Below are 20,974 nucleotides of genomic sequence, written 5' to 3'. Positions count from 1 at the left end.
CCCCTGCGCAGGCGTGTTGGGCTAGGGCGCAGGGCATGACGACAAGCCTCACGATCCGCCGCCCCGACGATTGGCATGTGCACCTGCGCGATGGCGCGATGCTGCAAGGCGTGGTGGGCGCGACCGCGCGCCAGTTCGCCCGCGCGATCGTGATGCCCAACCTCACGCCGCCCGTCACCACGGCAGAGGCGGCGCGCGCCTATCGCGAACGGATCGTGGCGGCGGTGCCTGAAGGCGTGGACTTCACCCCGCTGATGACCGCCTACCTTACCGACGATACCGATCCGGCCGATCTGATCGGCGGCTATCGCGATGGCGTGTTCACCGCGGCGAAGCTCTATCCCGCCAATGCGACGACGAACTCGGCGCATGGCGTGACCGATATCGGCAAGCTGCGCCCTGTGTTCGAGGCGATGGCCGAGGTCGGCATGGTGCTGTGCGTCCACGGCGAGGTGACCGACGCAGAAATCGACATCTTCGACCGCGAGGCAGTGTTTATCGAACGGATTCTCGCGCCGCTGCACCGCGATTTGCCGCAGCTGAAGATCGCCTTCGAGCATATCACCAGCCGCCATGCGGTCGATTTCGTCGAAGGCAGTGGGGGAACTGTGGCTGCGACAATCACGCCGCACCACCTCCACATCAACCGCAATGCGATGCTGGTCGGCGGGATGCGGCCGCACGCCTACTGCCTGCCGGTCGCCAAGCGCGAGGAGCACCGGCTGGCGCTGCGCCGTTTCGCGACCTCCGGCTCGGGCAAGGTGTTCCTCGGCACCGATAGCGCGCCGCACGAACAGCATGCGAAGGAAAGCGCATGTGGCTGCGCGGGCATCTACAACGCGCCCCATGCGCTCGAGGCCTATGTGCAGGTCTTCGACGAGGAAGGCGCGCTCGACCGGTTCGAAGCCTTCGCCTCGCTCAACGGGCCGCGGTTCTACGGGCTCGAGCCCAATGCCGGTACGGTGACGCTGGCCCGGCGCAAGCAGGATGTGCCGCAGAGCATTCCAGCTGCCGGATCGCAGGTCGTGCCCTTCATGGCCGGGCACGCGATGGCGTGGAGTTTCGAAGGCTAGCGGCGGCTTAGCCGATCGCGGGTGGTTTGCGCGCCGCGCGTCGCCTCGCGAGCAGGTCCCACACGAACACGCCCGCGGCCAGCCAGATACACGCGAAACAGAAGGCCTGCGCGGGGCGCAGTTCCTCGCCGAAAAGCGTCAGGCCGAGGATGAAGACGATGCTCGGCGCAAGGAACTGCACGAAGCCGAGGACCGAATAGTCCATCCGCCGCGCGGCGATGGCGAACATCAGCAGCGGGATCGCGGTCAGTAGCCCGCCGAGCATGATGGCAAGCGACAGCCCGAGCGAATCGTCGAAGGAAGAGCCTTGCGGGCTCGCCCAGTACCACGCCGCGACGCCCATGGCGGGAAAGAGAAGGACCGCGCTCTCGATCGTCAGGCCCGGCAGTGCGCCCACCGTCACCTGTTTCCTGAGCAAGCCGTAGGTGCCGAAGCTGAAAGCGAGGGTGAGGCTGATCCAAAGGGTCGTGATCGCACCGGCGGCCAGCACGACGATGCCCACCGCAGCGAGGCCCACCGCCACCCACTGCGCGCGGCTGAGCTTCTCCTTGAGGACCAGCGTGCCCAGCAGCACGTTGACCAGCGGGTTGATGTAGTACCCAAGGCTCGCGGCGAGCACTTGGTTGTTCTGGATCGCCCAGACATAGACCAGCCAGTTGATCCCGATCAACGTGGCGCTGAGCGTGAGGATAAGCAGCGCGCGGCGATCGGCCATCGCTTCGCGAAGCGCCGGCATCTGGCCGCGAAAAGCCACGATGAGAAGGCAGATCGGCAGCGTCCAGATGATTCGCCAACCGACGAATTCGAAGGCCGGCACCTGCCTCACCAGCAGCAGGTATACGGGCAGGAAGCCCCAGATCAGGTACGCGCCAAGCGCATATGGCAAGCCCTGCGGCCGGGCGGTGGGATCATCGGTCACCCGCGCGCCCTAGTCCTGTACGAAAGCCCGAACAAGCGTTGCTATCCGTTCATGTTGGGTTGGTTATTTATGAACGCCTACCGATTCGAGGCCGCTGCGGCGCAACTCTCCGGATACGGCATGAATTTACGATCTTGGCCTTCGTCCGCGAGGGCCAGAGCGCGGCGTCCCACCAGCGTCGCGGAAGGCGCCCCGGCACTGCCTGTGTCGGGGCGTTTTCACTTTGCCCGGCAATTCAGTCGACCTTGAAGCCGACACCAAGACTGGCGCGGGGTTGCCCGATCTCGCTGCTGGCGACGGGGTAGGCGCAGTAATCTGCGGCATAATAGGCTGCGGGGCGATGATTGCCCGACAGGCCGAGGCCGCCGAACGGTGCCTTGGACGATGCGCCGTTGGTCGGCTGGTTCCAGTTGACGATCCCGGCGCGGATATTGGCCCAGAAGTGGTTGTAGTCTTCCGGAGAGCCACCGACCAGCGATGCCGACAGGCCGAAGCGCGTATTGTTCGCCTCCACGATGGCGGCGTCTAGATCGGGGACCTTGATCACCTGCAGCAGCGGCCCGAACAGCTCGACGTCGGGCCGCTCTTCCATCGCGGTCGTGTCGATCAGCGCGGGCGCGACGAATGGCGTATCCTCGCTCAAACGACGCAGGTGACGGATCGCCTTGCCGCCGTTGGACAGCAGGTAGAGGAAACTCTCGGTCAGCTGGTCGGCGGCCTGGTTGTCGATCACGCAGCCCATGAAGGGCTGGGGATCGGCAAAGGGTTCGTCCACGATCATCTTCGCGGTCAGCGCTTTCACGGCGTCGACCGTCTCGTCGTACATGTCCTCGGTCACGATCAGGCGCCGGGCGGCGGTGCAGCGCTGGCCGGCGGTGGTGAACGCGGACCGGGCGATGATGAGTGCCGCGTCCTCGATCTTGGGCGTCCTGGTGACAACGATCGGGTTGTTGCCGCCCATTTCCAGCGCCAGGATCTTGCCCGGATTGGTCGCGCATTTGCGGTTGATCGCGATGCCCGCCTGCGCGCTGCCGGTAAACAGGATGCCATCGACTTCGGGATGCGCGACCAGCGCCTTGCCTTCGTCGGGTCCGCCGACCAGCAGCTGGACGACGTTCCTGTCGATCCCGGCGCGGTGAAAGCACTCGACCAGCATCGCGCCGACCGCAGGGGTTTTCTCGCTCGGCTTGAACACGACCGTGTTGCCCGCGATCAGCGCGGGGACAATGTGGCCGTTGGGAAGGTGTGCCGGGAAATTATAGGGGCCGAGCACCGCCATCACGCCGTGCGGCTTGTGGCGCAGCGCGGCGGTGCCGCCAAGCGCACTGTCGAGCTTCTTCTGCCCCGTGCGCTCCATATAGGCGCTGATCGAAATCTCGACCTTGTTGATGACGGCCTCGACCTCGGTCTTGGCTTCCCACAGGGGCTTGCCGGTTTCGCGGGCGATCAGTTCGCCGAATTCATCGGCGGCGGCCCGCACCTCGTTGGCGAAGCGGCGCAGCACTTCCATCCGGTTGGCAACGGGGCGCGAGGCCCAGCCGGGGAAGGCTTCGCGCGCCCTGGCGATGGTTTCATCCACGTCGCCGATCGGCGCGCGGAAAAGTTCCCGCCCGCTGGCGGGTTCGAACGAAGCGATTTCGGAAAGTGGCACTCCGGGCAGTTCCTCGGTTCCTTCGTGACGGCATTCTGTGCCGCTCCTGATGGGTGGCACGCGCGCACTAGCGCGGTTTCATGAATTCGTCACCTTAGTTGCTCAGGCGGTGTTTGCAGCAGGTTGGGGTGCGGGACCGTGCGCCTCGCCCATCCGGCGCAACGCATCGACCTTGGTGTAGAGCGGTTGCCAGTCGTCGCGTTCGTCGATGGCGGACCAGATTGCCTCCACCTCGTCGATCAGCATGCTCTGCGGCGCGTCCTCCTGCCAGTACGGGTGTTCAGTCGGTATCGCATCGTAATCCGCAAGGGTCGCCGTGAGTTCCTCGCCCGCCGATTGTCCGCGCCGATGGGCGAAGAAGAAGGCATCGGGCTGCGTCCCGTTCTCGCGCATGGCGCGTTCGCAAGCAGCGATCAGCGCTGCATCGGATTGTTCGCCGCGCGGCTCGACCCCGAGTCGCCACAACCACCGGCGGCGCAGGTGCTCGCCATAGAGCGGCCCGAACCTTTCCAGCGCCGCTATCAGTCCTTCCGCAGGCGCGACCAGGCGCAAGGCGGTCGCCAGCTGGGCGCAGTTCCAGCCGAGCGCTTCGGGCTGACGACCGAAGGCATAGAGCCCCGCATGATCGAAATAGGCCGCCACGAAGCCCGGTTCCCACCGGGGCAGCCAGCGCCAGGGGCCGTAGTCGAAGCTTTCGCCCGAGACATTCATGTTGTCGGTATTGAGTACCCCGTGCACGAAACCCGCGACCATCCAGCTGGCTGCGAGATCCGCCAGCCGTTCGACCACCTGATGGAGCAATTGCACCGCCGGGTCATCGCGGTCCGGCGCATCTTCGGGCGGCATGGGGCCCGGAAACGTCGCGAGGCAGTATTCGACCAGTTCGCGCATATGATCCGGCTCGTCATGCGCGAGCAGCCGCTGAAAGGTGCCGATGCGCATGTGGCCGTGGCTGAGGCGGGTCAGGACGGCAGAGCGGGTGGGCGAGGGTTCGTCGCCCCGCATCAGCGCCTCGCCCGTTTCCACGATGGAAAAGGTCTTCGACGTCTCCACGCCCAGAGCTTCGAGCATTTCGGTTGCCAGCAGTTCACGGACCGCGCCCTTGAGTGTCAGACGCCCGTCGGCAGTGCGGCTGTAGGGCGTGCGGCCCGACCCCTTGGTGCCCAGATCCAGCAGGCGGCCCGACTCGTCCCGGAACTGCGCAAACAGGAACCCGCGCCCGTCGCCGATGTCCGGATTGTACACGCGGAACTGGTGCCCGTGATATCGCAGGGCGAGCGGTCGCTCCAGATTGCCGGGCAGCGGTTCGAACCTGCCGAAATGGGCGAGCCAGTCGGCGTCGCTCAGCCGATCCAGCCCGATCTGCTTCGCGGCGCGATCATTGCGCCAGCGCAGATCGGTGCGCGGGAAATCGGCTGGCTCCACCGGATCGGCGATCCAGTCGGCAAGGCGCAGGATCGGGGGGGAGGCGGCATCGCTGGATTGAGCGGCGCGGTGCGGTTGCGGTTTGTCGGCCATCGCGGCAATAGTGGGCCCGCGCGCAGCTTCGCGCAACCGAACGTCACATGCCAAGGCCGCGTTTTGGGCCGAAAAGAGGGCCATGGATCAGCGCTTTACCGATGGTTACTGGCACAGCGCCGATGGCCTGAAACTGCATTACCGCGATTATCCCGGCGGCGATGACAGCCGCCTGCCGATCCTGTGCATGCACGGGCTGACCCGCAACGCGCGCGATTTTGCGGGCGTTGCCGAGCGGCTTGCGCCCGAATGGCGGGTCATCGTGCCCGAGATGCGCGGGCGCGGAGAGAGCGATTATGCCGACGATGCGGGCACCTACAATCCGGTCCAGTATGTGGACGATGTCGAGCGTCTCCTCACCGAGCTTGGGGTGGGGCGCTTCATTGCGATCGGCACCTCGCTAGGCGGCCTGATGACGATCCTGCTGGCGCAGAAGGACAGCCGGCGTATCGCGGGCGCCGTCCTGAACGATATCGGGCCCGAGATCGACGAGGGTGGGCTCGAAAAGATCCGCAGCTATGTGGGCCAGGGGCGCAGTTTCCCGACCTGGATGCACGCGGCCCGCGCGCTGGAGGAAGTGCACCATGATGCGCACCCGACCTATCGGCTGGAAGACTGGCTGGAAGCGGCCAAGCGCGTGATGGTGCTGGGCCAGAACGGGCGCATCAGCTTCGACTACGACATGGCGGTGGGCGATGCCTTCCGCGAGGCGGACGACAGCGGCGGCGCGCCTGCGGCCAACCTGTGGGCGGCGTTCGAATCGCTTTCCGGTACGCCGACGCTGCTGGTGCGCGGGGCGCTCTCCAATCTCCTGTCCGAGGATACCGTACGCCAGATGGAAGCGCGCAACCCGATTCTGGCAGTCGTCACCGTGCCCGACACCGGGCATGCTCCGACCCTGGAGGAAGCCGAGGCAGCGGCTGCGGTCGATGCGCTGCTGGCCCGGGTCACGGCACAGGAAACCGCCTGATGGCCGCTCTTGCGCGCGAGGGGGTGCCGCGGGTGCTCCATCTGCATTCGACCTTCGCCGCCGGGGGCAAGGAACTGCGCGCCGTGCAGCTGATCAATGCGTTTGGCAGCAGCCTTTCGCATGCGATCGTGTCTGCCGATCCGAATGCCTACGGGGCGAGCGAGCACATCGCGAAGGACCGCGACGTCCGCTATCCCCGCAACTTCCCCTCGCTCACCGGCAAGCCTTGGCCCGGCCGTCTGCACGCGCTTGCCAAGGCGATGAAGCCCTACGATCTCGTGCTGACCTACAACTGGGGCGCAATGGATGCGGTGATGGCGCACACGCTGTTCAGCGATTCGCTCGCCCTCCCGCCGCTGATCCACCACGAGGATGGCTTCAACGAGGACGAGCAGGAAAAGCTCAAGACAAGCCGCAACTGGTATCGCCGGATCGCGCTCGGCAAGGCGAGCGGGCTGGTCGTCCCGTCGGAAGTGCTGGAAGGAATCGCGCTGGAAGCGTGGCAGCAGCCGATCGGGCGGGTGAAGCATTTCCCCAACGGCATCGATACCAAGGGTTTCGCCACCCGCCCCCGCGCCGATGCACTGCGCGGGGTCATCAAGCACAAGGGCGAAAAGTGGGTCGGTACGCTGGCCGGTCTGCGCTCGGTGAAGAATTTGCCCGCGCTCGTGCGCGCGGTGGCTCGGCTGCCGGAGGAATGGCAGCTGGTGATTGTCGGGGAGGGGCCCGAGGAAGAGGCGATCCGCGACGCGGCCGAGGAGGCCGAGATCGCCCACCGCCTCCACATGCCCGGCTTCGTCGCGAATCCGCGCACATTTATCGGCCTGTTCGATATCTTCGCGCTCTCGTCGCGGTCCGAACAGTTTCCGCTCTCGGTGGTCGAGGCGATGGCGGCGGGCCTCCCGGTCGCCGCGCCCGCCGTGGGCGACATTGCGAGCATGGTGGCGCAGGAGAACGCCCCCTTCATCGTCGCCCCACACGACGAGGACGCCCTTGCCGGGTCTCTCCTCGCGCTGGCCGGGGACGAGGATTTGCGCAAATCGACCGGTCTTGCGAACCGCGCCAGAGCCCGCAGCCAGTTCGAAGAGACGAAGATGATCGCGTCCTACCGGCGGCTGTACGACAGTGCGCTGGGCGGAGGTGTGCTGGGGTGACCTGCGGCGGGAAGAAGCCTTTCACCGGGCGTTCACCCGCTGCTTGCTTGAGTACGCTCCTATTGAGTTCGGCGCATCATGGTTTAAAGACGCCCGCCATTCCCGGCAGTTTCTAGCAGAGAGAGTCCCTCAGGCGTGGCCCTGTTACCCAACCGCGACAGCGACAAGGCGGCCGACCGCAAGGCCAAGGCAGCAGCCGCCCAGGACGAGGCGCTTCTGCGTGAGGTGGACGATGCCGTCCGCACCGATCAGTACCACCACATCTGGACCAATTACGGTCGCTATATCATCGGTGTGGTCATTCTGGCCCTGCTCGCCTTCGCGGCGGTGCTGTTCTTCACCCACCGCAGCGACAGCGATCGTGAAGCCGATTCAGAGATTATCGTGACCGCGCTGGACCAGCTCGAAGCGGGCAATCTGGAAGAGGCCGACGCGCGGCTCGCGCCGCTGGCGGACGACGGCGAGAGCGGGGCGCAGGCGCAGGCAAAAATGCTGCGTGCAGGCATTGCGCTCGAAGACGGGCGGAATGCCGATGCAGCAGCGCTTTTCGAAGAGGTTGCCACCGATGGCGATCTGCCCGAGCCGCTGCGCGATCTGGCCCAGCTGCGCGCCGTGGTCGCGGCGTACGATTCGCTCAAACCCGCCGAGGTCATCAGCCGCCTGACGCCGCTGGCGCAGGAAGGCGAGCCCTACTTCGGCAGCGCGGGAGAGATGGTCGCCATGGCACACCTCGATGCGGGCGATGAGAAGAAGGCGGGCGAACTCTTCGCGAAGATCGCCAAGGACGAGGACGTCTCCGAAACGATCCGTGGACGTGCCCGGCAGATGGCGAGCGTGCTCGGGATTGATGCGGTCGGCGATACGGACGAACTGGTCGAAAACCTGCGGGGGGCTGCCGCAGGCGGCCGTCCGGTCGGGCCGTCGGCGCAATAAGAGATAACAAAATGAATACCTTGCGACTTTCCCGGAGGATGACCTTGCGAGCCACTGGTGCGATCCCGCTTTTCCTCACCGCGCTCGCCTTGGCGGGCTGCTCGGGCGGTCTGTTCGGCGGTGGAGACGGCAACAAGAAGGTTACTCCGACGCTCGGCGAGCGTGAGCCCGTCCTCTCGCGGATCGAGAACGGGACCAGCGTCGATCCCGCTCTGGCAGGGGTTTCGGTCGTGCTGCCGCCGGCCCGCGTCAATGAAAGCTGGGCGATGGCCAGCAGCACGCCGAGCAAGAACTACGGCCACCTGGCACTGGGGGCCAGCCCAACCCGTGCATGGACCGCCCAGATCGAAGGATCCAGCAGCAGCCGTCGGCTGGGCGCGGCACCGATCGTGTCAGATGGCACGCTCTATGCGGTCGACACGGCAGGCACGATTTACGCGATGAACGCGGAAACCGGCGCGCGCGAGTGGGAGTATCGCCCCGATGTCGCGTCCGACATGCGCGGCGTGGTCTTCGGCGGCGGACTTGCCGTGGCGGGCAACCGCCTGTTCGCGACCAGCGGCACCGGCCAAGTCGTCGCGCTCGATGTCAGCAATGGTGCGGTGGTGTGGAGCGCCAATCCGGCGGGCCCGCTGCGCGATGCGCCCACGCTGGCCTTCAACCTCGTGCTCGTGATGACGCAGGACAACCGCATCATCGCACTCAACCAGAACGACGGCACGCTTGCTTGGCAGGAGTCGGGTTCGGTCGCGCAGGCCGGGGTGTTCGGAGTTGCCTCGCCCGCCGCCGGGCAGGGGACGGTCGTCGCGGGCTACAGCTCCGGCGAACTGGTCGCCTATCGTTACGAGAACGGCCGGATTCTGTGGTCCGACGCGCTCGCGCGGACCTCGATCTCGACCGAGGTGGGCAGCATCTCGGACATCGACGCCGATCCGATCATCGATCAGGGCCGGGTCTACGCGCTCGGCCAGGGCGGCCGTATGGCCGCTTACGAACTGGTGACCGGCCAGCGCGTGTGGGAACTCAACCTTTCCGGGATTTCCACCCCGGCGCTTGCGGGCGAATGGCTGTTCACACTGACCAGCGATGCCCGCCTGCTGGCCATTGCCCGTTCGACCGGCAAGGTGCGCTGGATCACCCAGCTTGCTCGGTACAAGGATGAAGAGGACCGCAAGGGGCCGATCTCCTGGACCGGCCCCGTGCTCGCCAACAACATGCTTTATGTCGGCAACTCGCGCGGCGAGCTGTGGCAGGTGAGTGTTTCCGAAGGTGCGGCCAGCCTGATGACCGAGCTGAAGAAGCCGATCAGCCTGCCGCCGATCGTCGCCAACAACACGCTCTACGTACTGGATGATGGCGGGACGATCACCGCCTTCCGCTAGGATGATCGCTGCGTAGCGCGGCGTTACCGGGCATTTAACCAATTACGGCCTACAGCGGCGGCATGCGCGATGCCGCCATCAGCTCCGCCCCGCCCGAGGATATTCCGCGAAGCGATGTGTCCTCGGCCGTCGGGCTCGTGGGGCTCGTGGGGCTGCTTGGCTGGATCGCGTTCTGCCGGGCCTTCCCGCAGATCGCCGCCGCGCTCGATCCGGACGTCACGACGGGCCGGCTCGACGGTCCTTATGCCGCCCTGTGTGGCCTCGTCGCGGCGGCGCTGCCGATGGTTCTGTGGTCGGTCCTGATCGACAAGGTTCATCGCCGCGAGTCGACTGGCCTCGATTGGAGCAAGCCGGCCGAGGCGCCGCACACGCGTGAGATTTCCTTCACCAAGCTGACCGGATTGTGGGCGACCTGGGCGGTTATCGCCGCGATCTACGGCATCGCACGCTGGTATTGGAACGGCAATTACCTGTTCGCCATGGAGGTGCTGGGCGCGGCGGCCATTCCGATGCTCGTCCTGTCGGTACCTTATATCCTCTGGCTGGACCGGCGCCTGGTCGATCCGCGCGACGGCACCTGGCATTTCGGCGCCTTCCTGCTGGCGCGCGAGCCTTGGGATCGCGAGAAGATCGTCGGCCACTGGCGGACCTGGATCATCAAGGGCTTCTTCGGGGCCTTCATGATCTCGATCCTTCCCGGCGGCTTTGCCGAGGTCGTCAATGCAGACATCGCCACGCTGGCGGGGGAGCCGGGTGCACTGGCGCTCGCCCTCATCGCGCTGCTCTTCGTCATCGACGTCCAGATCGGAACGGTCGGCTACGTCATGACCATGCGCCCGCTCGACAGCCAGATTCGCAGTGGCAATCCCTTCCTAGCCGGGTGGCTGGCAGCACTGCTGTGCTATCCTCCGATCAATCACGGCTTGCTGAGCGCCGGGGGTCTGCTGGACTACCAGGCGAACGCGCCTGGCTGGCGGTACTGGCTGGCGGACAGCCCCATGCTCCTCGCAATCTGGGGGGGCTGGCTGGTCGTCCTGACCGGAACCTATGCCTGGGCCACCGTGGTTTTCGGCCTGCGCTTCTCGAACCTGACCTATCGCGGGGTGATCACGCATGGTCCGTACCGCTTCACGCGTCACCCGGCCTATGTTTCCAAGAACCTCTTCTGGTGGAGCGCATCGCTCCCGTTCCTGGTCACCGCGGGCGGCCCGGTCGAGGCGCTGCGCAACGTCATCGCGCTCATCCTCGTTTCGGGCATCTACTACTGGCGCGCGCGTACCGAGGAGGCGCATCTGTGGCGCGAAGACCCGAAATACCGCGAATACCACGCATGGATGGGCGAACACGGGATCATTACCGCACCGCTCGCGGCTCTGGGCAAGGCGATCCGGCGTGGCCGCAGCCAGCAGGACCTGCATCCTGCCGAATAGGCGGCGCTCGGTCCGGCGCTAGAAGCTGTACTTGTAGACCCGGCTGATATCGCCGCCCCATTCGCCGTGATAGCGATCGAGCATGCGCTGCGCGGGCGACTTGCCACTTTCCACGATCTCGTCGAGCGTTTGGAGGAAGCCAGCTTCATTGTCCCCGCCGGTGTTGAGATGGCCGCGCGCAGTCAGGCCATCGCGGGCGATTGCGAGAACGTCCTTGCCCAATTCCTGCAGGGTGCGCCCGCCGGGAACGGCGGCGGCGAGCCCTTCCTTGGGCACTGCATTGCGCAGCGCTTCGCGCTCTTCCATCGACCAGTCCTTGACCAGATCCCATGCGGCATCGAGCGCGCCCTGATCGTACAGGAGGCCGACCCAGAGCGCGGGCAGGGCGCAGATCCGGCTCCACGGTCCACCATCGGCACCGCGCATTTCGAGGAAGCTCTTGAGGCGCACTTCCGGGAAGGCGGTGGAAAGATGATCCCACCAGTCGCCTTCGGTCGGTTTTTCGCCGGGGAGGATCGACAGCTTCCCATCGAGGAAATCGCGGAAGCTGAGGCCCGCCGCGTCGAGATACTTCCCGTCGCGGAAGACGAAATACATCGGTACGTCGAGCATGTAGTCGACGTAAGCCTCGTAACCGAAGCCCTCGTCGAAGACGAAAGGCAGCATGCCGGTGCGGTGCGGGTCCGTATCGGACCAGATGTGGCTGCGGTAGCTGAGGTAGCCGTTGGGCTTGCCTTCGGTGAAAGGCGAATTCGCGAACAGCGCGGTCGCGAGCGGCTGCAGCGCCAGACCGACGCGGAATTTCTGCGCCATGTCCGCCTCGCTCGAATAATCGAGGTTTACCTGGATGGTGCAGGTACGCAGCATCATGTCGAGCCCGAGATCGCCGACCGTGGGCATATGCCGGGCCATGATGTCGTAACGCCCCTTGGGCATCATCGGCAGGTCTTCGCGGGTCTTGTCGGGCCACATGCCGAGGCCGAGAAAGCCGACTCCGCACCGCTCCCCGATTTCCTTCACTTGGCTGAGATGCCGTCCCGCCTCGTTGCAGGTCTCGTGCAGCGTCTTGAGCGGCGCGCCCGAAAGTTCGAGCTGGCCCGCCGGTTCGAGGCTGACGGTCCCGTCAGCCCCCGCCATGGCGATTACCTTGCCACCTTCTTCGACCGGCTCCCACCCGAAATCCTTCAGCGACAGGAGGATATCACGAATACCTCCCTCTTCGTCGTAGCTCGGGGCGTGGTGATCGCTGCGCTTGTAGACGAGCTTTTCGTGCTCGGTGCCGATCCGCCAGTCGGCCTTGGGCTTCTCGCCCTTCTGCATCGGGGCGACCAGCTGGTCGCGGCTCTCGATGACGGGATCGTCCTGGCTCGAAGCGTTGCGCGTACTCATGGCGGGCGAGATAGGTAACCCTCCGGCACGAGGGAAGGAAATTATTCTTGGGGCTGCCAGTCGCCGGCTTGGGCCATCCAGACCGCCAGGGCCGCGATGGCGGCGGTCTCGCCGCGCAGGATGCGCGGGCCCAGCGTAATGGGCACGGCTTGCGGCAGCGCACGAATCGCTGCGCGCTCGGCATCGTCGAAGCCGCCCTCGGGGCCGATCAGGATTGCGGCGGGCGCGCCGTGCGAGGCGAAGGCACTGGTGGCTTGCTGACCACCTTCCTCGTCGGCGAAGAACAGCGCGCGATCCTGCGGCCATTCCGCCAGCAGCGCGTCCAGCTTCACCGGATCGGCCAATTCGGGGAGCGCCGTGCGCGCGCATTGCTCGGCCGCCTCGGTCACGATGGTCCGCGCGCGATCGGGGTTGAGCTTGTCGGCGACGCAGCGGCGGGTGACGACCGGGCGGATCGCCGCGACGCCCAGTTCGGTCGCTTTTTCGAGTACGAGGTCGAAGCGGTCCTTCTTGAGCAGGGCGGGGCACAGCCACAGGTCCGGCACCGCCTCTCGCGGGCGAAGGCGCTCGACGACTTCCGCATCGACCTGCCGTTTGCCGACCTGCACCACCCGCGCGGCCCATTCGCCGGTCCGGTCATCGCACAGAATGATCGTGTCGCCCTCTGCCACCCGCATGACCTTGCCCAAATAATGCGCGTGATTGCCCTCGAGCGCGACAAAACGCGCTTTGCCGAGTTCGTCCTCGACGAACAGGCGCGGCGCGCTTTTCGGGGGCCAGGCGGGGGTTGCGGGCATGGCTGGGCAGGTGCCACGCGGCGCGCTAGGGAGCAAGCCCATGAGCACCAGCGACTCCGCCGAGACGATCGTCCCCGACAGCGAGCATCGCGGCCTGATCGAGCGGTTGCCCCAGCTTCCTCGCGATCTTGCGCAGCTTGCCCGGTTCGACCGGCCGATCGGCTGGTGGCTGCTGTTCTGGCCGTGCGTCTTCGGCGTGTGGCTGACCGGTGCCGGCTGGCAGTTCGGCCTTCTGTTGTGGCTTCTCGCCGGTTCGATCGCGATGCGCGGGGCAGGGTGCGTCTATAACGACATCACCGATGCAGAGCTGGACGCAAAGGTCGCGCGCACCGCCAGCCGCCCGATCGCGAGCGGGCGGGTCAGCAAGCGCACGGCGTGGATCTGGCTCGCGGCGCTCAGCTTCGTCGGCCTGATCGTGCTGCTGCAACTCCCGCTGCAGGCCCAGATCATCGCGCTGGCGAGCCTGCTGCTGGTCGCCGCCTATCCCTTTATGAAGCGGATCACCTGGTGGCCGCAGGCATGGCTTGGCCTCACCTTCAACTGGGGCCTGCTGGTCGGCTGGGCGACACTGGCCGGAGGGAATTGGGGCGTGGCGATCGCGGTCTACCTGGGCTGCGTTGCATGGACGGTCGGCTACGACACGATCTACGCGGTGCAGGACAAGGAAGACGACGCGCTGGTCGGTATCCGGTCGAGCGCATTGCGCATGGGCGGCAAGGTCAAGCAGGGCGTGGCGGCATGCTACGCGCTGGCGATCGCGCTGTGGGCGACAGGCTTCTGGTTGCTGCGTGAGGATCCGGTCGCGTGGCTGACGCTGCTGCCGGTTGCGTGGCACCTCGCCTGGCAGGTCCTCACGCTGGACGAGACGGACGCGGGCAACCCGTTGCACCGTTTCCGCGCGAACCGCTGGGCCGGATTCCTGTTCGCGGCCGCGTGCTTCGTGGTGGGTAACGCCGGCGCTTAGGTTCACCGAACGTCCTCGCAGCTGTTTACTTTTCGTTCCACGGACCCGAAACTAGCCCGCGATGGCCGCGCCGACCCCCGAACCTCCTGCTTTGCCCGCGCTCCACGCCAGCCATGCCGGGCTGTGGCTCGCCGCACCGGACGGCACCACGCAAGAGATCGGCAAGGGTCAGGCGATCAATGCCTGTGCCGATACGCCGGTTCTGATGCTCAACGCGCCGCTAGTTGCCGCGCGTCTGGGCTATCCCGATCTCTCCGGCCTCGACCTGCTGGAGCTGTACGCCTTTCTCCATCCCGCGCGCTTCTGCGTGCCGACGCCCAAGGGGCTCGCTGCGGCGCTGTCGATCGAGCCGCCAGAAGATGAAGCCGACACGCCCAGTTTCCTGCGCGAAGCGCTGGCGGCGATGCTGGCGGTGTGCGGCCGGGATGATTGGGCGGAGCGGCACGGCGCATGGAGCACGCTGCAATCGCTCGCCCGGGCGCGCTGGCCATGGGCGCAAGTGCTCGCCCCCTTCGTCGAGAAGCCGGAGCGGGCCGAGCGCTGGCTCTTTGCGACCCTGCCCGAATGGGAGGATGCGCCCGAACGCCCGCAGCCCGCGCAGGTCTCGATCGGGGAGGAAGAGGTGCTGGGCCAGCTTGCCCGGCTGACCGGAGAGGGCGCGGAGAAGCGTGAGGGGCAGCGGGCCTACGCCACCGAGGTCGCGCGCATCTTCGCTCCGCGCGAGGGGAAGGGCAGGCCGCATGTGCTGCTGGCGCAGGCGGGAACGGGGATCGGCAAGACGCTCGGCTACCTCTCGCCCGCCAGCGTCTGGGCGGAAAGGGCGCAGGGCACGCTGTGGGTCAGCACTTACACCAAGAACCTCCAGCGACAGCTGCGGCGCGAGAGTCGTCGCGCATGGCCTGAGAAACGCGCCGATGGCTCTGCGCCCGTCGTGGTGCGCAAGGGGCGGGAGAATTACCTGTGCCTGCTCAACCTCGAAGACGCGATGCAGGGCGGGTTCGCGGGCCGGGGCGCGGTGCTTGCGCAGCTGGTCGCGCGCTGGGCGCAATATTCGCGCGATGGCGACATGATCGGCGGCGACCTGCCCGGCTGGCTGGGCACGCTGTTCCCCAGGCGCGGCATTACCGCGCTGACCGACCAGCGCGGCGAATGCATCTATGCCGGGTGCCCGCATTACCGGAAGTGCTTCATCGAACGCGCCGCGCGGACGAGCGCGCAGGCCGATCTCGTCATCGCCAACCATGCGCTGGTGATGATCAACGCAGCGCGCGGGCGCCATCATGGCCAGCCGCCGACGCGCATCGTGTTCGACGAAGGCCACCACGTATTCGACGCCGCCGACAGCACCTTCGCCGCCGCGCTGACGGGGCAGGAGGCGATCGAGCTGCGCCGCTGGATCATCGGGCCGGAGCGTAACACGCGCGGCCGCAGGCGCGGGCTGGCCGCACGGCTGGCGGATGTCGCCTCGTACGACGATGCGAGCGGGGAGGCGGTAGAGGCTGCCATCGAAGCCGCGCAGGCGCTGCCCGCCGACGGCTGGATTGGCCGGATCGTGGAGGGCGCGCCGTCGGGTCCGCTCGAGGAATTGCTGGCGCAGGTTCGCGCAACGGTTTTTGCGCGCGATGAAAGCGGCGGGTCCGAAGCGGGCTACGGGATCGAGACGGAGATTGCCGATCCGCCCGGCCCCCTGGTCGATGCCGCGCAGGAGGCGCAGGGCGCGTTTGCCGCACTGCGCAAGCCGCTGCTGACGCTGGGGCAAAGGCTCGAAGCGGTGCTGGAAGAAGCACCCGACTGGCTCGATTCGCAGGGACGCGCCCGGATCGAGGGGGCGCGCCATTCGCTTGCCTGGCGGATCGATCTGATCTCCGCATGGGAGGCACTGCTCGGCCGGATCGGCGGGCCGACCGATCCCGATTTCGTCGACTGGCTGGCGGTCGACCGGTTCGAATCGCGCGAATACGACATGGGGCTGCACCGCCGCTGGCTCGACCCGATGAAGCCCTTTGCCAAGATCGTGCTCGAGCCTGCGCATGGCGTGATGCTGACCAGTGCGACGCTGGCCGATCGCGATCCGGGGGGCGAACCCGACTGGGCGCGTGCCATTGCGGCCAGCGGTACCGAACATATCGGGCTCCAGCCCCACCTCACCAGTCAGCCGAGCCCATTCGACTATGCGAACAAGGCCGAAGTGCTGATCGTGACCGACATCAGGCGCGGCGACCTTTCGGGGCTCGCCGGAGCCTATGCGCGGCTGATCGAGGCATCGGGCGGCGGCACACTCGGCCTATTCACGGCGATCAAGCGCCTGCGCGCGGTTCATGCGCGGATCGCCGACCGGCTGGCGAGGGCGCGGCTGCCGCTCTTCGCGCAGCATGTCGACCCGATCGACACAGGCACGCTGACCGATATTTTCGGGGACGATCCGCGCGCCAGCCTGCTGGGCACGGACGCGCTGCGCGACGGGATCGACGTGCCGGGCGATTCGCTGCGCAGCGTGGTACTGGAAGCCGTCCCATGGCCGCGGCCCACGATCCTCCATCGCGCGCGCCGGGCCGCCTTTGCTGAGTCGGCGGGTGGGGGCGGGGCCTATGACGACCGGATCATCCGTGCCCGGCTGGCGCAGGCTTTCGGACGGCTGATCCGCAGTCGCGAGGACTCGGGCCATTTCGTCGTGCTTTCGGCGGCCTTCCCGTCCCGGTTGCTCAGCGCGTTCCCCCCGGGCACGCCGATCCATCGCATTACGCTCGACGAAGCGGTATCGCGGCTTGCGGCGGGCCCTCCTGCAATGCAGGGAGGGGATACGACCGCGAATATCGATGTGGCGGCAGGCTGAGGATGCGAGGGATGGCGAGCGTGAGGCACGACTGGTGAAATATCTCGGCCTTTTCCGGCACGCCAAGTCCGACTGGGGCGACCACGATCAGCGCGACTTCGATCGCGGCATCAACGCGCGCGGCCTCAGGGGGGCGGCGCTGATGGGGCGGCACATCCGGAGAGGCGACACGGCTTGGGAGTGCGTGCTCGCCAGTCCGGCGCAGCGCGTCCGGCTGACGCTGGAAGAGGCCGCGCTGGGGATCGAGCCGGTGTTCGACCAACGGCTGTATCTCGCCGGGGCGGAAACGCATCTCGACCTTCTGAAGGAACTGGGCGGCAGTGCCGATGCAGTGCTGATTGCGGCGCATAACCCGGGGTTGCAGGATCTGCTGCTGGCGCTCGTTTCGCCCGAAAAAGAGACGCCCGACTTCCGCGAGGCGATGGTCAAGTTCCCGACGGCATCTTTCGCGGTACTCGAACTGCCGATCGACGACTGGAGCGAGGTGGGATCGCAGAATGGCAGGCTCGTCCATTTCACGCGCCCGCGCGATCTGGACCCCGATCTGGGGCCGGAAGACTAGCTTTCAGCCCAGAACATTGCGCGGCCCCGGCCCCTTCGCCGCAAGCGAATCGTCGGGGTTGTAGAGCGCGCATTTCTTCAGGCTCAGACAGCCGCAGCCAATACACCCGTCGAGCGTGTCGCGTGCGCGCTCCAGCTCCGCGATCCGTGCATCGAGCCGTTCCCGGATCGCTTGGCTGATCGCTGCCCAGTCGCGTGCGGTGGGCGTGCGCCCCTGCGGTAGGTGCGCCAGCTCGGCCTCGATTTCGCCCAGCGACAGGCCAAGCCGCTGGGCAATCTGGATGAAGCTGAGTCGGCGGATGTCGGACCGCAGAAAACGGCGCTGGTTCCCTCCCGACCGGTGCGGTTCGAGCAGGCCCTTGTCTTCGTAATAGCGGATTGCCGACACGCTGAGCCCGGTGCGCCGTGCAAGGTCCCCGATCGTCAGGATATCGTCCGGTTTCTTCATCATCGTTTCCATCGATTACGGGAATAGGCAGATTGATGCTTGACCTCAAGTGAGGTTAAGGTTGCATTGAGATGCGCATCGCAACCGCGGAGCTCGTGTGCTCCGCCTGACAAGGAGAAACGCGATGCCCAAAGGGTACCTCGAACACGCCAATATTTCCGTCACCGATCCGGAGCGGAGTGCCGCGCTGCTGATCGATCTGCTCGGGTGGCAAGAGCGCTGGAGCGGGCCTTCCATGAACGATGGGCGGTCGGTCCATATCGGAGGTGAAGTCGATTATCTGGCGCTCTACACCGGCGGCCATGTGTCCGGCGATTTCGCCAAGGGCCATCCGCTCAACCATATCGCCTTCGTCGTCGACGATCTCGATGCGGCCGAGGAAGTGGTCAAGGCGCATGGGCTGAAGCCATTCAACCACGCCGACTACGAACCGGGACGCAGGTTCTACTTCTTCGACTGGGACGGGATCGAGTTCGAAGTGGTCAACTACGACTGATCCGGTTGGCCGGAGCCCTGGCGCTCCGGCCATTCGCGCTTGCAACATCGCGGAGCCTGCGCAACAGGCGCTACCCATGAGCATGCAAGACCTGATCGACGCCGCCCGCACCTCCAAGGCCTGGCCTTTCCAGGAAGCGCAGCGCTTGCTCAAGCGCTACCCCGATGGCGTAAAACCCAATGGTGAGCCAGTCCTGTTCGAGACGGGCTACGGCCCGTCAGGCCTGCCGCATATCGGGACCTTCCAGGAAGTGCTGCGCACCACGCTGGTGCGCCGCGCGTTCGAAGCGCTGATCGGTGCGCGGCCCGAGGATGGCAAGACGCGGCTGGTGGCGTTCAGCGACGATATGGACGGGCTGCGCAAGGTGCCGGACAACGTGCCTAACCCGGAACTGCTCGAGGCGAACCTGCACAAGCCGCTGAGCCGCATTCCCAACCCGTTCGGTACCGCGCACGAGAGCTTTGCCGCGCATAACAATGCCATGCTGCGCGAATTCCTCGACCGGTTCGGCTTCGACTACGAATTCGTCGCAAGTCACCAGAGGTACGAGAGCGGGGCATTCGACGATGCGCTCCGGAGCGTGCTGGCCAACAACCAGGCGATCCTCGACATCATGCTGCCCACGCTGCGCGCGGAACGCGCGGCGACCTACTCGCCGATCATGCCGATCAGCCCGGTGACCGGCCGCGTGCTGCAGGTGCCGGTCGAGGTGGTGGATGCGGGGGCAGGCACGATCCGTTTCACCGATGAGGACGGCACCGTGGTGGAGCAATCCGCGCTTGGCGGGCAGGCCAAGCTGCAGTGGAAGGTCGACTTCGCCATGCGCTGGGTGGCGCTGGACGTCGACTATGAAATGTACGGCAAGGACCTGACCGACACCGGCGTCCAGTCGGGCAAGATTGCCAAGGTGCTGGGCGGCCGCAAGCCTGAGGGGCTGATCTACGAACTCTTCCTCGACGAGAAGGGCGAAAAGATATCCAAGTCCAAAGGCAACGGTCTGACGATCGACGAGTGGCTGACCTACGGCAGCGAGGAATCGCTCGGCTTCTACATCTTCCCCAATCCCAAGAGCGCCAAGCAGCTACACGTGGGCGTGATCCCGCGCGCGGTCGATGATTACTGGCAGTTCCGCGAACGGTTGACCGAACAGGCGCTCGACAAGCAGCTGGGCAATGCCGCGTGGCACCTGCTACGTGCCAATGGCGGCTATCAGGCGGAAGAGGCTCCGGGCGCCGGCGACAGCCTTCCGGTGACCTACGGGCTGCTGCTAAACCTCGTGGGCGTGATGGGCGCCACCGCGACGCGCGATCAGGTATGGTCCTACCTCGGGAACTACATCGCCGACCCGGATCCGGCGAAGCACCCCGAGCTCGATCTGCTGGTCGGCACCGCGCTCGCCTATAATCGCGACTTCATCGCCACGACGCTCAAGCGGCGGGCCCCGACGCCGAACGAGGCTTCGGCGCTGGCGGCACTCGATGGCGAGCTTTCGCAGGTGCCCGCCGATATCAGCGCGGAAGATCTGCAGACCATCGTTTACGAAATCGGCAAGCGCGAAGAGTTCGGCTTCGAAAACCTGCGCGACTGGTTCAAGGCGCTCTACGAGACGCTTCTGGGGTCGGAACAGGGCCCGCGCATGGGCAGCTTCATCGCGCTTTATGGCGTGGCTAACACCCGCGACCTGATCGCCGAGGCTCTGGCCCAGGCCGCCTGATCATCTTTAGCGCATCGTGGGGCTGACGACGTGTGCGTCAGCCCCATGTGCGGCTGCGATACCACCGCGTAATCACGTATTTGCTACCTGCGGTCACCGGCGTGCCGGCGTGCAGAGTGTCCTCGTTCGGCGTTCCATCGGGATTGGCGTTGTTCCATGTGAGCAGGACGCCGGCCTTGGGTGCGATCGTGATGCCAACTTCGGGGAAGGAGGTGTCCCCTCCGCCCTCCACATCGTTCAGGAACAGCATCGCGGTCCAGCTGCGCTGCCCGCCGTTCTTGCGCTCCTGCTTCCAGTATTCTTCCGTGGGATAGAAGTAGTCGTGGTGATCCTTGAACTGCTGGCCCGGCAGGTATCGCTGGCCCTGCATCGTCTCGCCATATTCGCCGGGAAGCCCCAGGGCATCGTCGATCCGGCGCGAGATCATCTTCACCGTCAGGTCGTCACGGTCGAAGTTTCCGGTGTAGGATGTTCGGTACCCGTCCTTGTACGTGCCTTCGTAAAGCCTGCTGGGCGAGGCCACGACGTCGATCATCTCGATCAGCTTGCGATATTCGCTCGCCCGCAGGAAGTCGCCGATGGCGTAGATTTCCGCCTTGTCTGTGGGCACCTTGTAGGCCTTGGGATCGGCATCGAGCCGGGTGCGCACGATCTGCCCGACCCGGGCAAGCGCATCCTGATCGGGGACTTTGGTGGTGCTGGTGGCGGAATCTGTCATGCCGGAATTCTAGCAAGCCCCTCG

At 66.1% G+C, this 20,974-nt stretch carries 18 protein-coding genes; 11 read left to right on the top strand and 7 right to left on the bottom strand.

From position 1 onward, the window contains the following. Window positions 1-35 precede the first annotated feature (35 nt). On the top strand, window positions 36-1,073 hold the full coding sequence (gene pyrC, locus ACYQ0L_RS02790) for a dihydroorotase (protein ID WP_459787398.1): 1,038 nt from the start codon (window positions 36-38) through the stop codon (window positions 1,071-1,073). A 7-nt stretch (window positions 1,074-1,080) separates the two neighbouring features. Here pyrC and rarD read toward each other — a convergent pair whose 3' ends face one another. The 3 genes from rarD to ACYQ0L_RS02775 all read right to left on the bottom strand — a co-directional run bounded on the left by rarD (window position 1,081) and on the right by ACYQ0L_RS02775 (window position 5,161). Then, window positions 1,081-1,992 carry an EamA family transporter RarD gene (gene rarD / locus ACYQ0L_RS02785; protein ID WP_459787397.1) on the bottom strand — a complete coding sequence of 304 codons (912 nt, stop codon included), beginning with the start codon at window positions 1,990-1,992 and terminating at the stop codon, window positions 1,081-1,083. Between the two features lie 235 nt (window positions 1,993-2,227). Continuing rightward, entirely contained in the window at window positions 2,228-3,643 is a 1,416-nt protein-coding gene (astD, locus tag ACYQ0L_RS02780) for a succinylglutamate-semialdehyde dehydrogenase (RefSeq protein WP_459787396.1), read from the bottom strand. A gap of 102 nt (window positions 3,644-3,745) precedes the next feature. Further along, window positions 3,746-5,161 carry a protein adenylyltransferase SelO family protein gene (locus ACYQ0L_RS02775; RefSeq protein WP_459787395.1) on the bottom strand — a complete coding sequence of 472 codons (1,416 nt, stop codon included), beginning with the start codon at window positions 5,159-5,161 and terminating at the stop codon, window positions 3,746-3,748. 82 nt (window positions 5,162-5,243) lie between these two features. Here ACYQ0L_RS02775 and ACYQ0L_RS02770 point away from each other — a divergent pair, with 82 nt between their 5' ends. The 5 genes from ACYQ0L_RS02770 (at window position 5,244) to ACYQ0L_RS02750 (ending at window position 11,030) form a co-directional block, all read left to right on the top strand. Continuing rightward, window positions 5,244-6,131: an alpha/beta fold hydrolase gene (locus tag ACYQ0L_RS02770; protein ID WP_459787394.1), complete on the top strand. Its 888-nt coding sequence runs from the start codon at window positions 5,244-5,246 to the stop codon at window positions 6,129-6,131. Beyond that, a complete protein-coding gene (locus ACYQ0L_RS02765) occupies window positions 6,131-7,285 on the top strand; it encodes a glycosyltransferase family 4 protein (protein WP_459787393.1) in 1,155 nt (384 codons plus the stop codon). The genes ACYQ0L_RS02770 and ACYQ0L_RS02765 overlap by 1 nt, the downstream gene beginning before the upstream one ends. 135 nt (window positions 7,286-7,420) lie before the next feature. Then, window positions 7,421-8,218: a tetratricopeptide repeat protein gene (locus ACYQ0L_RS02760; protein ID WP_459787392.1), complete on the top strand. Its 798-nt coding sequence runs from the start codon at window positions 7,421-7,423 to the stop codon at window positions 8,216-8,218. Window positions 8,219-8,256: 38 nt separating this feature from the next. Then, entirely contained in the window at window positions 8,257-9,600 is a 1,344-nt protein-coding gene (locus tag ACYQ0L_RS02755; protein ID WP_459787391.1) for an outer membrane protein assembly factor BamB family protein, read from the top strand. A 62-nt stretch (window positions 9,601-9,662) separates the two neighbouring features. Next, window positions 9,663-11,030, top strand: coding sequence for a methyltransferase family protein (locus tag ACYQ0L_RS02750; protein ID WP_459787390.1), 1,368 nt, complete (start codon window positions 9,663-9,665; stop codon window positions 11,028-11,030). Window positions 11,031-11,048: 18 nt separating this feature from the next. On the opposite strand, the gene ACYQ0L_RS02745 is transcribed toward ACYQ0L_RS02750, so the two are convergent. Further along, window positions 11,049-12,419 carry a glutamate--cysteine ligase gene (locus tag ACYQ0L_RS02745; protein WP_459787389.1) on the bottom strand — a complete coding sequence of 457 codons (1,371 nt, stop codon included), beginning with the start codon at window positions 12,417-12,419 and terminating at the stop codon, window positions 11,049-11,051. A gap of 41 nt (window positions 12,420-12,460) precedes the next feature. Beyond that, entirely contained in the window at window positions 12,461-13,216 is a 756-nt protein-coding gene (locus ACYQ0L_RS02740) for a 16S rRNA (uracil(1498)-N(3))-methyltransferase (protein ID WP_459787388.1), read from the bottom strand. A gap of 40 nt (window positions 13,217-13,256) precedes the next feature. On the opposite strand from ACYQ0L_RS02740, the gene ubiA reads away from it, so the two are divergent. From ubiA to ACYQ0L_RS02725, 3 genes are all read left to right on the top strand, one after another. Beyond that, the gene (ubiA, locus tag ACYQ0L_RS02735; protein WP_459787387.1) at window positions 13,257-14,180 is read left to right on the top strand and encodes a 4-hydroxybenzoate octaprenyltransferase; all 924 of its coding nucleotides are present in this window, start codon (window positions 13,257-13,259) and stop codon (window positions 14,178-14,180) included. A 61-nt stretch (window positions 14,181-14,241) separates the two neighbouring features. Beyond that, a complete protein-coding gene (locus ACYQ0L_RS02730; RefSeq protein WP_459787386.1) occupies window positions 14,242-17,013 on the top strand; it encodes an ATP-dependent DNA helicase in 2,772 nt (923 codons plus the stop codon). A gap of 34 nt (window positions 17,014-17,047) precedes the next feature. Then, entirely contained in the window at window positions 17,048-17,575 is a 528-nt protein-coding gene (locus ACYQ0L_RS02725; protein ID WP_459788024.1) for a SixA phosphatase family protein, read from the top strand. Window positions 17,576-17,578: 3 nt separating this feature from the next. Here the strand turns inward: ACYQ0L_RS02725 and soxR are convergent, their stop codons facing one another. After that, a complete protein-coding gene (gene soxR, locus ACYQ0L_RS02720) occupies window positions 17,579-18,025 on the bottom strand; it encodes a redox-sensitive transcriptional activator SoxR (protein ID WP_459787385.1) in 447 nt (148 codons plus the stop codon). Window positions 18,026-18,146: 121 nt separating this feature from the next. On the opposite strand from soxR, the gene ACYQ0L_RS02715 reads away from it, so the two are divergent. Next, a complete protein-coding gene (locus ACYQ0L_RS02715; protein ID WP_459787384.1) occupies window positions 18,147-18,518 on the top strand; it encodes a VOC family protein in 372 nt (123 codons plus the stop codon). Between the two features lie 76 nt (window positions 18,519-18,594). Continuing rightward, window positions 18,595-20,232 (top strand): lysine--tRNA ligase, encoded by a 1,638-nt coding sequence (locus ACYQ0L_RS02710; protein ID WP_459787383.1) that lies wholly within the window; start codon window positions 18,595-18,597, stop codon window positions 20,230-20,232. Window positions 20,233-20,269: 37 nt separating this feature from the next. Here ACYQ0L_RS02710 and ACYQ0L_RS02705 read toward each other — a convergent pair whose 3' ends face one another. Further along, the gene (locus ACYQ0L_RS02705) at window positions 20,270-20,950 is read right to left on the bottom strand and encodes a prolyl hydroxylase family protein (protein WP_459787382.1); all 681 of its coding nucleotides are present in this window, start codon (window positions 20,948-20,950) and stop codon (window positions 20,270-20,272) included. Between the last annotated feature and the right edge of the window lie 24 nt (window positions 20,951-20,974).

The sequence above is a fragment of the Alteriqipengyuania triglochinis genome (assembly GCF_054655655.1).
The sequence above is the reverse complement of the archived record's forward strand: the minus strand, read 5'-3'. Positions and strand labels throughout refer to the sequence as shown.

Coding starts and splice junctions, on each gene's coding strand:
- ACYQ0L_RS02775 (WP_459787395.1), bottom strand. CDS start 5,161: ATGGCCGACAAACCGCAACCGCACCGCGCCGCTCAATCCAGCGATGCC.
- ACYQ0L_RS02745 (WP_459787389.1), bottom strand. CDS start 12,419: ATGAGTACGCGCAACGCTTCGAGCCAGGACGATCCCGTCATCGAGAGC.
- ACYQ0L_RS02705 (WP_459787382.1), bottom strand. CDS start 20,950: ATGACAGATTCCGCCACCAGCACCACCAAAGTCCCCGATCAGGATGCG.
- ACYQ0L_RS02770 (WP_459787394.1), top strand. CDS start 5,244: ATGGATCAGCGCTTTACCGATGGTTACTGGCACAGCGCCGATGGCCTG.
- ACYQ0L_RS02740 (WP_459787388.1), bottom strand. CDS start 13,216: ATGCCCGCAACCCCCGCCTGGCCCCCGAAAAGCGCGCCGCGCCTGTTC.
- ACYQ0L_RS02730 (WP_459787386.1), top strand. CDS start 14,242: ATGGCCGCGCCGACCCCCGAACCTCCTGCTTTGCCCGCGCTCCACGCC.
- ACYQ0L_RS02755 (WP_459787391.1), top strand. CDS start 8,257: ATGACCTTGCGAGCCACTGGTGCGATCCCGCTTTTCCTCACCGCGCTC.
- ACYQ0L_RS02750 (WP_459787390.1), top strand. CDS start 9,663: ATGCGCGATGCCGCCATCAGCTCCGCCCCGCCCGAGGATATTCCGCGA.
- ACYQ0L_RS02710 (WP_459787383.1), top strand. CDS start 18,595: ATGAGCATGCAAGACCTGATCGACGCCGCCCGCACCTCCAAGGCCTGG.
- ubiA (WP_459787387.1), top strand. CDS start 13,257: ATGAGCACCAGCGACTCCGCCGAGACGATCGTCCCCGACAGCGAGCAT.
- ACYQ0L_RS02765 (WP_459787393.1), top strand. CDS start 6,131: ATGGCCGCTCTTGCGCGCGAGGGGGTGCCGCGGGTGCTCCATCTGCAT.
- pyrC (WP_459787398.1), top strand. CDS start 36: ATGACGACAAGCCTCACGATCCGCCGCCCCGACGATTGGCATGTGCAC.
- ACYQ0L_RS02715 (WP_459787384.1), top strand. CDS start 18,147: ATGCCCAAAGGGTACCTCGAACACGCCAATATTTCCGTCACCGATCCG.
- soxR (WP_459787385.1), bottom strand. CDS start 18,025: ATGATGAAGAAACCGGACGATATCCTGACGATCGGGGACCTTGCACGG.